Annotated in this window: 10 protein-coding genes; 1 reads left to right on the forward strand and 9 read right to left on the reverse strand. The window is 59.8% G+C overall.

From position 1 onward, the window contains the following. Positions 1 to 666: 666 nt before the first annotated feature. Genes ABJN75_RS23530 through ABJN75_RS23565 form a run of 8 tightly spaced genes read right to left on the reverse strand, consistent with a single transcriptional unit; the run spans position 667 to position 8,753 of the window. The gene (locus ABJN75_RS23530; protein ID WP_348442114.1) at positions 667 to 1,161 is read right to left on the reverse strand and encodes a RidA family protein; all 495 of its coding nucleotides are present in this window, start codon (positions 1,159 to 1,161) and stop codon (positions 667 to 669) included. A 55-nt stretch (positions 1,162 to 1,216) separates the two neighbouring features. Beyond that, entirely contained in the window at positions 1,217 to 2,182 is a 966-nt protein-coding gene (locus ABJN75_RS23535) for a dipeptide ABC transporter ATP-binding protein (RefSeq protein ID WP_348442115.1), read from the reverse strand. Beyond that, positions 2,179 to 3,174, reverse strand: a complete 996-nt coding sequence (locus ABJN75_RS23540) for an ABC transporter ATP-binding protein (protein ID WP_348442116.1) — start codon at positions 3,172 to 3,174, stop codon at positions 2,179 to 2,181. Before ABJN75_RS23540 ends, ABJN75_RS23535 begins: the two co-directional genes overlap by 4 nt. Beyond that, the gene (locus tag ABJN75_RS23545) at positions 3,171 to 4,292 is read right to left on the reverse strand and encodes an amidohydrolase family protein (RefSeq protein WP_348442117.1); all 1,122 of its coding nucleotides are present in this window, start codon (positions 4,290 to 4,292) and stop codon (positions 3,171 to 3,173) included. The genes ABJN75_RS23540 and ABJN75_RS23545 overlap by 4 nt, the downstream gene beginning before the upstream one ends. Before the next feature lie 10 nt (positions 4,293 to 4,302). Further along, positions 4,303 to 5,151, reverse strand: coding sequence for an ABC transporter permease (locus ABJN75_RS23550; protein ID WP_348442118.1), 849 nt, complete (start codon positions 5,149 to 5,151; stop codon positions 4,303 to 4,305). Next, on the reverse strand, positions 5,144 to 6,064 hold the full coding sequence (locus ABJN75_RS23555) for an ABC transporter permease (RefSeq protein WP_348442119.1): 921 nt from the start codon (positions 6,062 to 6,064) through the stop codon (positions 5,144 to 5,146). Before ABJN75_RS23555 ends, ABJN75_RS23550 begins: the two co-directional genes overlap by 8 nt. An 11-nt stretch (positions 6,065 to 6,075) precedes the next feature. Then, complete coding sequence (locus ABJN75_RS23560; protein WP_348442120.1) at positions 6,076 to 7,680, reverse strand: ABC transporter substrate-binding protein; 1,605 nt, start codon at positions 7,678 to 7,680, stop codon at positions 6,076 to 6,078. Positions 7,681 to 7,736: 56 nt separating this feature from the next. Further along, the gene (locus ABJN75_RS23565) at positions 7,737 to 8,753 is read right to left on the reverse strand and encodes a pyridoxal-phosphate dependent enzyme (RefSeq protein ID WP_348442121.1); all 1,017 of its coding nucleotides are present in this window, start codon (positions 8,751 to 8,753) and stop codon (positions 7,737 to 7,739) included. Positions 8,754 to 8,912: 159 nt separating this feature from the next. Here ABJN75_RS23565 and ABJN75_RS23570 point away from each other — a divergent pair, with 159 nt between their 5' ends. Then, positions 8,913 to 9,689: an IclR family transcriptional regulator gene (locus ABJN75_RS23570; protein ID WP_348442122.1), complete on the forward strand. Its 777-nt coding sequence runs from the start codon at positions 8,913 to 8,915 to the stop codon at positions 9,687 to 9,689. A 259-nt stretch (positions 9,690 to 9,948) separates the two neighbouring features. Here the strand turns inward: ABJN75_RS23570 and ABJN75_RS23575 are convergent. After that, positions 9,949 to 10,921, reverse strand: a 973-nt coding sequence (locus ABJN75_RS23575) for a transposase (RefSeq protein ID WP_348442123.1), incomplete at its 5' end; no start/stop codon positions are given.

The following is a 10,921-nucleotide window of genomic DNA, read 5'->3' on the forward strand; positions in this document are numbered from 1 at the left end:
GTTCACGCGGACAACATCAGGGCCAGCGGTCATATGGTGCCGCAAAAACAGGCCGGAGACATGACTGCACCCGACCCGCAAAGCTCAAACATCGCCTGAAATCATATTGCCAAACGGGCGCCATCCAGACATGACAATGCCTGCAGGGTTGCGAGATCGACATGCGGAACCGGCAGGCTACGCCAATATCCGCTCAAGGAGCGGTCAAACATCCATGCTGGGATTTCCAGAAGTCGATCAGAAGAAGAACCAGAAAGGCTGCAGCGGAAAATATACGTCCCTTTGGACAGCTCCTCATGGACGTGAACAAACCGCCCGGACCAGGGATGCCACGGATACAAAAGCTCGCGAACCTCGGTCCCGTGGGTGTTCTGTCGCCGTGTTGTATAACACCCGACGTCCACATTCATCCCTTGACCGGCAAACACCGGATCAGGCTTACTTCAATGCGCTGACGCCAATCATGGCGGCAGCATAATCAAGGCGGAAATCCACTTAACGAAACGCCCTGAACTGTTCAGACGAACCGAGCCACCTCTCCGTTAAGTGGTTCAAAGACCACCATCCTGGCACATTGCGATGCCGTCAGGGGAGGACGGCAACCACCCCATCTTCAGTACCTGGAAAAGCACGTCGTCGATCCTACCGGCGCAAGCCGGTAGTCGTTCAGTCCCTTAAAGCGACCACAGCCTCGATCTCAACTGTGATGTTGCCTGGCAAGGAGCCGACACCTATGGCAGATCGTGCATGCTCCCCACGATTACCCAGCACCTTCACGAAGAGATCGGAGCAGCCGTTGATTACCAGTGGGTGATCGCAAAAATCTGGCACCGCATTAACCATGCCGAGAAGCTTCACGATAGACTTGATCCGGCCGAGGTCACCGAGCACGTCCTGCAGGACAGACAGCAGGTTAATGCCGGTAAGTCTCGCGTGCACATAGGCTTCGTCGACAGTGACACCCGCGCCCACCTTGCCGGTATGCAGGTACCCATTCGCCTCTCGCGGTCCCTGACCGGACAGGAAGAGCAGGTTGCCTTCGCGCACGTAGGTCAGGAAGTTCGCGATTGGCGGCGGTGGCGGCGGGATCACAATGCCGAGCCGAGCGAGTCGATCTTCGGGTGATGCCTCGTCGGGCGTTGGGTGATCTACCGTGCTCATACAATGCTCCAATCAATCAAATACGTTCGTCGCCAAACGGCCGGCCCTTTGGGCCTCAGTCGGCATGGTGGCAGGCGGCCTCTGCGCCCGAAGCAACCCGCCGCAAAGCCGGACGTTCGAGGCGGCAGATATCCGTCGCAATCGGGCAGCGCGGATGGAAGGTGCACCCGCTGGGAGGATCGAGGGGGCTTGGCACTTCCCCGCGCTGAACCTTGATGCGGCTGTGCCGACGCGAGGGATCTGCCCGCGGCACGGCATCCATCAGCGTGCGGGTGTACGGGTGGCTCGGCCGGTGGTAGACCGCAGCCGTATCGCCGATCTCCACGACACGGCCAAGATACATGACCGCTACCCGATCGCTGATGTGCTGCACGATGCCGAGGTCGTGGGCCACGAACAAATAGGCCAGACCGAACTCCTTTTGGATGTCGGACATCAGGTTGACGACCTGGGCCTGGATCGAGACATCGAGCGCGGAAACCGGTTCGTCAGCGACGATCAGCGACGGGTTGAGCGCCAGAGCACGGGCGATCGCCAACCGCTGTTTTTGGCCGCCCGAGAACCTGGATGGCACGTCGCCCATCTGGTCTGGTCGAAGACCAACCCTTGCCAGGAGATCCACCACCTTGGCCTTGCGTTCGGACCGGCTTCCAAGACCGTGGACGATAAGAGGCTCTTCCACGATGTCGCCCGAGCGTTGCCGCGGGTCCAATGATCCATTCGGGTCCTGGAAAATCATCTGCACCTTGCGCCGCATCGGCCGCATAGCACGATGCGAGGCATGGGTGATGTCGGTGCCGTCCAGCAGGATCTGGCCCTCGTCGGGTTTGAGGAGCCTCACGATCATCTTGCCGACCGTGGACTTGCCGCAACCGCTCTCGCCTACAAGACCCAGGGTCTCGCCAGGCGCGATGGAAAAGGAAACATCGTCCACCGCCAGCACCGTCGCCGGTCGGCCGCTCATTCCGCGCAGGACGGTGAAGCGCTTGGATATGTTCCTCACTTCCAGTAGCGTGCTCATGGTACCACCTCCACCGGATACCAGCAGGCGACGCGGCGTCTGGCCGCCATTTCAGCCAACGGCGGACGCTCGCGCGAACAACGAACCCGGGCACGAGGGCAGCGCGGAGCAAAGGCGCAGCCCGGAGGCAGAGCCCACAGCGCGGGGACCATTCCCGGAATCTCCGGCAGCGGCTGGCGCGTTTGCATATCCGCTGCATCCGAAACCTGCGGGATCGAGGCGAGCAAGCCGTTCGTGTAGGGATGGCGAGGCGAAGCGAACAGCTGCTCGGTGGTCGCTTCCTCGATGATGCGGCCCGCATACATGACGGCAACGCGATCAGCAGTCTCGGCGACTACAGCCAAATCATGCGTGATCAGTATCGTGGCGGCGCCCACGGATGCCTGCAAGTCGCGGAACGTTTCGAGGATCTGCGCCTGCGTCGTCACGTCCAGCGCCGTCGTCGGCTCGTCGGCAAACAGCACGTCGGGATCGCAGGCGCGCGCCAGCGCGATCACCACTCGCTGACGCATTCCTCCCGACATTTGGTGCGGATAGTCGTCATAGCGTCGCCTGGGATCGGGAATGCGCATCAACTCGAACAATTCCTCGACGCGTTGGCGTGCGGCGGACCCAGTCAGCCCCTTGTGGAGGCGCAGCACCTCGGCAACCTGCGGACCCACCCGGATCGACGGGTTGAGAGAGGTCATGGGCTCTTGGAAGATGAGACCGATCCGGTTGCCCCTGACGGTTCTGAGGGTGGTTTCGCTGGCGCTCGCCAAATCGAGACCGTCAAACAAGATCTTCCCCGAAACAATCTCAGCCACAGGCTCTGGCAGCAACCGCATAATGGCCATCGCGGTCATGCTCTTGCCCGAACCGGATTCGCCTACCAGCGCCAGCACTTCGTTATGGGAGACGTCGAAGCTGAGATCGTTGACGGCCATGAAGCTGCGCTCGGCGGTAGAAAGCTCGACAGTCAGTCCCTCTATGGAAAGCAGCGGCGTCGTCATTCGGCTTGATCCGGCCACGTGAGCGCAGGTATCAGCGCCACCGCGTTGTCGCGCAGGATTGCGCGACGGTCGTCATCCGACAGATAATCGCTGTACTGCGTGAAATAGGTCAAGGACTGCCCATAGGTGCAGTAGCGGTCGACATTTGGCGCGTCCGATCCCCATAGAAAGCGCCCTGCCCCGAACCTGTCGAGCAGTTGGCGGATATGCAAGTGCGCGCGGGGATAGGGATATTCTTGCCGGCCACCCCAGGCGATCGGGTATAGGATCTCGGCTGATACCGGCGCCTGGGTCAGCAGTGAGTCGATGATCGAGGGCAGCGTCAGGCGGTCGTTCTCGTCACAATAGAGTGATGTTGGAACTCCATGCACGAGCACGTGCCGAATGCTGGGGAAGCGCTCGACGATGCGCGCCAGATGCCGCATTTCGTCTTCATAACTGCCGACCGGCGAATTCCCCGATTGCACCCAGAAAACCGGAAGCCCGCTGCGCTCGACGAACGCCCAATAGGGATCGTATGCAGGGTCGGAATGCATGGGCTTGTAACCGCTCCGGAACATTCCGGTCGTCGTGAAATAGAAGCCAGCCATGCCCAAGCGACCGATCTCGTCGTCGAGGCGCTCAAGTTCTGCATCGGTATAGGCGAAGGCTTCCTCGGTTTGCGCCAGGCCGACAAAACGTCCGGGATGCGCCTTGGTGGCGGCCGCGAAGTCTTCGGCAAGATTGCCGTAGATATGTTCGTTCTGCAGCACCGCCGTAGTCACTCCGGTATAATTCATATAGGCGAGCAGCGTCTCGGCCGGCATCTCGAGATTGCGCATCCAGGGCGCAAGGAACTGCACGTATTGATCCTCGCCGTCAACGGTCCACTCATAGCGGCCATGATCGCCCACCCTGAAATCCACAGCGCGGCGACCCGCCGGCGATGGGTCGTTCGGATCCCACAAAGGCCGCTCGCTCACAAGCGATCGGTCGTGCGATCGGCGATAGGGCTGGTTGCCATGAACCTGCATGGATCGCTGCTGGTGCAGGAGATGCGTGGCCACGTCCGGGAAGCCGGCCGCCGTCGCTGCGGGTGGAAATATGTGGGCGTGACAGTCGATTATGCCGTAGTCCATGGATTCCTCTTCAGGTACTGGAAGCTGGATCGAAGACGTCGCGCAGCCCGTCACCGAAGGCGTTGAAGGCAAGCACGAGAAGCGAGATAGCGATCCCTGGTACAATCACCAGATGAGGTGCGACCGACAGGTACTCACGACTTGCGCCCAGCATCGTGCCCCATTCGGGCGCAGGTGGCTGAACACCAAGGCCGAGGAATCCGAGCGCCGATCCGATCAGCACCGCCTGTCCGGCATTGAGGCTGAGTTCGATGATGATCACGGTCGTGGCGTTTGGCACGATGTGGCGAAGCAGGATGCGCGTATGACCCATGCCAATGGTGATGGCCGCGGCCACGAAATCCTCCTCCCGCAATTCGATCACGCGACCACGTACCAGGCGTGCCAGCGGCGGGATGAAGCTTGCGGTGATCGCTATCGTCAGCCCGGTCGCCGATGCGCCGACGACGGAGGCGATTGCGATCGCCAACACGATATTGGGGACCGTGAGCAAGAGGTCGATGATGCCGGTGACGATGCGATCAGTAAGCCCGCCGAAATAGCCTGCGATCGAGCCAAGCGCGATGCCGCCGATGCCGGCGAAGAGGACCGACGCGAGGGCGATGGAAAAGGTGAACCGAGCCCCGACGATAATGCGCGAGAGTATATCGCGGCCGACATTGTCAGTGCCGAGCAAATGGGCCTTTGACGGCGCCTCCAGCATCGCAAACAGATCCTGCGCTGTCGGATCATAGGGGGCGATCTGCTCGCCCAGCACTGCAAGCGCTGCGAAGAGCACAAGCAGAATGGCGCCAAGCCAAAGGAACAGGTTGATGCGGCGCGTTCCTCGGTGCCTCGGGCGAACGATGGCTTCACGCATAGCGCAGCCTCGGATTGACGAAACGGTAGATCACCTCGACTGCGATGTTGATGACGAGGAACGACACGACAAAGATCAGGACGATCGCCTGCACCAGCGTGTAATCGCGCACCGACACAGCTGTCAGCAGCAGGTCACCGATGCCAGGCCACGCGAAGAGGCGCTCGATGACCACAGAACCGCCGAGCAGGTATCCGGCTTGCAGACCTATGACGGTGATTGTGGGAATCATGACGTTCCGCAGCACGTGACGACGAAGCACGACCCCTTTGGAAAGGCCCTTGGCGCGGGCGGTACGCACATAATCCTTCCGCAATTCCTCGGTAACCACACCACGCGTCATGCGCGCCAACAGCGCGACCAGGCGCGCGGCAAGCGCCAGCGTGGGAATCACGATCGAGGCTGGCCCGCTTGCGCCGAAACTCGGCAAAAGGCCCAGGTCCAGCGACAGCCAGGCGATCAGGATCATGCCGAGCCAGAAATTCGGGATCGCCAGCAGCGCGACGACCGACAGGGAAATCAGGTAGTCGGGCAGTTTGTTGCGATAGGCGGCAGCAACGACGCCTGCGGGAATGCCAACTAGGATCGTGAGCACGATAGCGGAGGTTGCCAGCGCCAGTGTCGCCGGCAGACGCTGGAAGACGTGGGGGAGCGGATTGCCGCGGAAAGTGGTCGAATAGCCGAAATCCCCCACGACCAGTCCAGAGACGTGTCGTGCATATTGTTCAAGAAGTGGCCGGTCGAGGCCGAGTTGCATGCGCACAGCCTCGATCTCGACTTGTGTGGCCGTGGCCCCGGCGACGAAGGTAGCCTCGTCGCCGGGAACCGACTTGAAGATGATGAACAGAATCGTGACAACGCCGAGCACTACCAGCGGTATAGTTGCGAAGCGTTTGGCCAGGAAACCGATCATCTGTACGCGTCTCAGGACTTTGCTGCGTTGCGCAGGTTGGTAAAGACGATCGACATCACGGTCACGCCCGTCACCTGCTTGCGCACAGCCGAAACGTTCTCGTTGATCTGCAGCCACAAATAAGGCACGTCCGCCCATACAAGTTCCTGCGCCTTGCCAAGTGCCTCCATCCGCGCGTCTTCTACTGGTGCGCTGTCGGCGGTCTCAAGCAACTTGTCGACCTCCGGGTTGCTATAGCGGCCGATGTTCCAGACATCCGGCTTACCCTCGTCGTCCGCATTGGACTTGAAAAGCGAGGCCAGGTGATAGGTGCCGGAGGCATTGGACGGGTTGAAGCCGAACATCGCCAGATCCCAGCCGAGATTGGCCTTGTCCTGCCGAAGCTGATCCCAGTACGCGCCCTTCTCGATCTTGGTGATCTGGACGTCGACACCGACCTGCTTGAGCGAAGCTGCAACGATCTCCGCCACCGAGACGTCGCCGGGGAACAGGCCCTCCGGTGCGAAAAGCGAGAGGGTGAGCTTGGCGCCATCCTTGGCGAGCATTCCGCTGGAATCGGCTGTGTAACCTGCTTCCGCCAGCATCGCCTTGGCTTGCTCCTGGTCGAACACGGTCTCGCCGACCGACTTGTGGCCGATCGCGTCGAAGGCCAGCGGGGAATCCGGCGCTTTGGCGAAGCCGAAGAACACCTTCTCCGCGATGGTGGCCACGGGAACAGCGAGATTGAGCGCCTTTCGAACCTTGACGTCCGCTAGCGCCGGCCTTGTGAGGTTCATTGCCAGTCCGATCGGCCGCAGGCCGGGTTTGCGAACCACCTCGACATCGGCATTGCCTTCGAGCTGGCTGACAAGCTGGACCGGAACCGAGTCAATGACGTCGACGGCTCCAGTGGTAATGGCATTGATACGCGTCGCGGGCTCTGCGATAAACTTGAACACCACGCCGGATGCGCCGGGCTTGTCGCCCCAGTAGCCTTCAAACGCCTTCAATGTCATTTCCTGTCCGGCGCTGAAGGCCTCGACCATATAGGGACCCGCACCTACGGGATTCTGCGCAAAGCCGTCTTCACCGAACTTTTCGATCGCGGACGGCGACACGATGGCGCCGGAACCGTGCGCAAGCGTGTTGGGCAGTTGCGCGAAAGGCGCGGAGGTACGGATCACCACTGTTGTCTCGTCGACCACTTCGGCGCCGGAAATCGGATTCCACAGTGGCCGGTTTGTTGTGTTGATCTCGCTGTTCATCATCCGCTCGATGTTGAACTTGATCGCAGCAGCGTCGCAAGGTGAGCCGTCATGGAAGGTGACATCGCTGCGAAGCTTCACCTCGCAGGACTGGAGATCCTCGCTCATCGCAAACGACTCGGCCAGTTGTGGCACAATCTTCATGTCTGCATCGAAGTCCAGTAACCGATCATAGATCAACAACGCTGCTTCGTATCCACCCGGATAGCCGGTAAAGGCGCCATGGGCCGGATCGAGCGTCAATACCGCCGTGCTCTGTCCGTAGATGATCACTCCGGACTGGCTCTGGGCATAGGCCCGGATGGCTCCGGCCGGCAGTGTCGTAAGCAGCGCTGCCCCGGCCGCGCTCGTAAGGAAATGTCTGCGTTTCATGTCATTTCTCCCGTTTTTGCGTTAAATTCTTTCAGACGCCGCAGAGCTCTGCCACGTCAGACCCAAAGTTCGTTCCATGTGAAGATTGCCGGTGTGCCGCCAGTATGCACGAAGACGATCACGTCGTCGGACTTGAAGCGGCCTTCGCGGATGTGGGCGATCATGCCTGCAGCCGCTTTGCCGGTGTAGATTGGGTCGAGGATGATTCCTTCGGTGCGCGCGAACAAGCGGACCGCCTCGTCGCCTGTGTCGCTCGGGATGCCGTAGCCCGCGCCAACAAAAGCATCTGTATTGACGACCTCGTCCTCCGCGATCTCGATGTCGAGCCCAAGAGCGGCAATCGTCTCATTGGCAATCCTAACCGTGCGGGACGGCAGGTCGAATTCGGCGGTGGCGCAAATGGCTTGCATGGAGAAACCAGCCCCCAACAGCCTCTGGGCTAGCATAATGCCTGCCGAGCCCTTGCCGCTGGACGACATGTAGAAGCAATCTGGCGCCAAACCGCGCTCACCCAATTGCTCGACAACTTCCAGCGCCACCTCCAGATAGGCGACCGCTGAGGCCACATCGAACATCGGATTGTCATTGAGGATATGAGGCCTTCCGCCCTTCTCGCGCACCTGGGCGGCAAGACTGTCGAGCATCGTTCGCTGCTCTCTCTGGTCGGCGGCAAAGTGGACGTCTGCCCCAAGCAGATAGTCAATGAGAAGATTGCCCTGAACATTGTTGGGGCGTGTACCCTCCAGAACTAGGATTGTTTTCAAACCAAGCTTGTTGCAGGCGCCGACGGTCTGGCGAGCAGAATTGGACTGCAGATCCAGCCCGACGATCACGGTGTCTGGATCGTCCTTCATCGCATGGGCAAGGCGAAATTCGAGATTTCGCAACTTGTTGCCCCCGAGGGCAACACCCGTCAGGTCATCGCGTTTCACAAAAATGCGCGGGCCCCCTAGCGTGCGGGAAAGGTTTCGGGCCTCTTCCAGTGGCGTGTTCTTCAGTGCAATGTCGAGCCGGGGCAAGGAGGCGATGCGCTCACGGATCTGATTGTGGCTCATGGCTACCGGTTCGCTCATGGCAACGAGTCCCCTGCTTCTGAAGGCGTGCTTAAATAGTATCGACGACGTTTGTCGCCAGTTCGGAAGTCCGTAGTTCAAGTGTCCTATATACAGGACATATGTCTTGTGTTAGAGACAGGCTATCAGTTTCTTCAGAATGTGCAAGAGCGAGCTCACATGATCACACTTCCGCCCGCACCAAAGGTCGACACCCCTCAGCGCCGGGAGCGGAGCGTTGACCGGATTCTTCAAATTCTCGAATTTCTTCATAGTCATGGGGAGGGCATACGCATCGGAGCGCTCGCCAAGGCGCTGAACGCTCCGCGGTCGTCAACCTACACCCTGGTCAACGACCTCACGGAAGCAGGCCTTCTGGAGGCCTCGCTGGATGACGGCCGCATCTTTTTTGGGAAGCGCATGTATCTCTTCGGCCTGAACTATATTCGAGAGAACTCGCTGGCCAAGCGCGCGCGCTTGGAAGTCGACCGACTGGCAAAGGAAACTGGTGAGACCAGCGAATTCTGCATGCTGCAGAACGGTCGCTACACCATCATGCATATGTGCCTGGGCAACAGACCGTTCCGAATAAGCTCGGCGGTTGGCATTCAAATCCCGATTCCCTGGACCGCATCTGGTCGCCTGCTGCTTGCTGGAAGCACCCGCACAGAGATCGAGGAACTTATCGCCGAAGAAGACTTGACCCTGCCAAATGGCCGGCACATAGCTCTCGACGAGTTCATCGCCGCAATCGACGAGGCCCGTCGCGAGGGCTTTTGCTTGACCAAGGGATTGGTAGATGCCGTGACGCAGTGCCTCGCAGCCCCAATCTATGGTGCCGAAGGAAATGTCGAAGCTACGATCTGTCTCGTACTACCCGTCGACCTCTCTAAAGAGCAGACCATGAAACTACGAGGACAACTCCTGGAAAGCGGCAGGAGGCTTTCATCGCAATAGGGGAGACCACTTAACTGCGCTCTTCAATTTGACCGTCGATAGCAAGCTCAGAGGTTGCGATCTGGTCAAACTCAAGGTTGCTGACGTCTATGCATCCGGGAGCATCAAGGAACGAACCTCAATTCTGCAGAGCAAAACCAAAACTCCAGTCCGATTCGAGATTACCGAAGGTACCAGGAAGGCTCTCGCAAACTGGATCAATGATCCGCAAATGCGTGGGCATTATCATCTGTGGCTTGGCACTTAATGAGGTTCTTCCTCACTTTGTGTGGAGCGGTGGTAGCATTCGTGCCCTCATCAGTTCAGGACCTGCCCGACCATACATTGCGCGCTTGAGGGTCTTGAGGCGGTTGATCTGGCCTTCGGCCTGCCCGTTGCTCCACGGCAGTTCGATGGCATTATTGACGGCATTGATGTCTCTGCGCAGGACGCGAGCGAACCGCATGATCGGAATGAGTTCGGAGTCGATCGCATCGTCGATCCACACATCCAGTGGTGCCGATCTCTTGCCGCGAAGGATCCCGTTGAAGCGCATCGCCAGGCGTCGCATCTCGGCGAACGCATCAGATCCCTGCTTCAGGACATCGACCTTTTTGACCTGTCGCTCTGTCAGCAGGCTTCGAGGCTTGATGCAGAGCGCGGCGGCAACCACTGGCGAGATTGCATGACCGGTTTCCGGATCTCGAACCGGCTCCGACTTCAACGCGGTGGGCGGCACTTCATCGGCCTGCCCCCTTTCGGCCCGCCGCCAGGCTCCCAGCAGGCGCTCGAGATTGGCGAAGCTGCCAGTGTAGCCGCGCTGCTTGACGTCATGAAACAGGTGCCGGCCGCAGCGATTCCCATCCTTCCAGCATTGGGCGAGGAAGGTTTCAAAATACCATGGTGATGTGGGTTTCAACGCTGCTCGCCGCCTGTCTGGCGGAGCCTCGAACTTGAGCCACTTTGCTACACTGCGACGTTCGTACCCGGTCTGTCTGGCGATTTCGCTGTAGGATAGCCCTTGCTGGCGCAAAGCGTGGAGCATGTCGAATATTTCCTGGCGGGATTGCCTATGCGCAAGACGGGCGCGACGGCGATGTGTGGCAGCGTCAACAAATGCGTCCTCCGAAAGAATGGCCCTCCCGGTGGCGCGCCCGGAAAGGCTCATCTGTTCTTCGATGGCCGAGCGAAGGTTCTGGACCAGATGAAACCGATCGGCGACCTGTTGGGCCTGCGGTGCGCCTTCACGAGCC

Source organism: Hoeflea sp., from assembly GCF_039975035.1.
In the GTDB taxonomy this organism is placed as follows: Bacteria; Pseudomonadota; Alphaproteobacteria; order Rhizobiales; family Rhizobiaceae; genus Hoeflea.

Coding starts and splice junctions, on each gene's coding strand:
- ABJN75_RS23535 (WP_348442115.1), bottom strand. CDS start 2,182: ATGAGCACGCTACTGGAAGTGAGGAACATATCCAAGCGCTTCACCGTC.
- ABJN75_RS23545 (WP_348442117.1), bottom strand. CDS start 4,292: ATGGACTACGGCATAATCGACTGTCACGCCCACATATTTCCACCCGCA.
- ABJN75_RS23565 (WP_348442121.1), bottom strand. CDS start 8,753: ATGAGCGAACCGGTAGCCATGAGCCACAATCAGATCCGTGAGCGCATC.
- ABJN75_RS23555 (WP_348442119.1), bottom strand. CDS start 6,064: ATGATCGGTTTCCTGGCCAAACGCTTCGCAACTATACCGCTGGTAGTG.
- ABJN75_RS23530 (WP_348442114.1), bottom strand. CDS start 1,161: ATGAGCACGGTAGATCACCCAACGCCCGACGAGGCATCACCCGAAGAT.
- ABJN75_RS23540 (WP_348442116.1), bottom strand. CDS start 3,174: ATGACGACGCCGCTGCTTTCCATAGAGGGACTGACTGTCGAGCTTTCT.
- ABJN75_RS23560 (WP_348442120.1), bottom strand. CDS start 7,680: ATGAAACGCAGACATTTCCTTACGAGCGCGGCCGGGGCAGCGCTGCTT.
- ABJN75_RS23550 (WP_348442118.1), bottom strand. CDS start 5,151: ATGCGTGAAGCCATCGTTCGCCCGAGGCACCGAGGAACGCGCCGCATC.
- ABJN75_RS23570 (WP_348442122.1), top strand. CDS start 8,913: ATGATCACACTTCCGCCCGCACCAAAGGTCGACACCCCTCAGCGCCGG.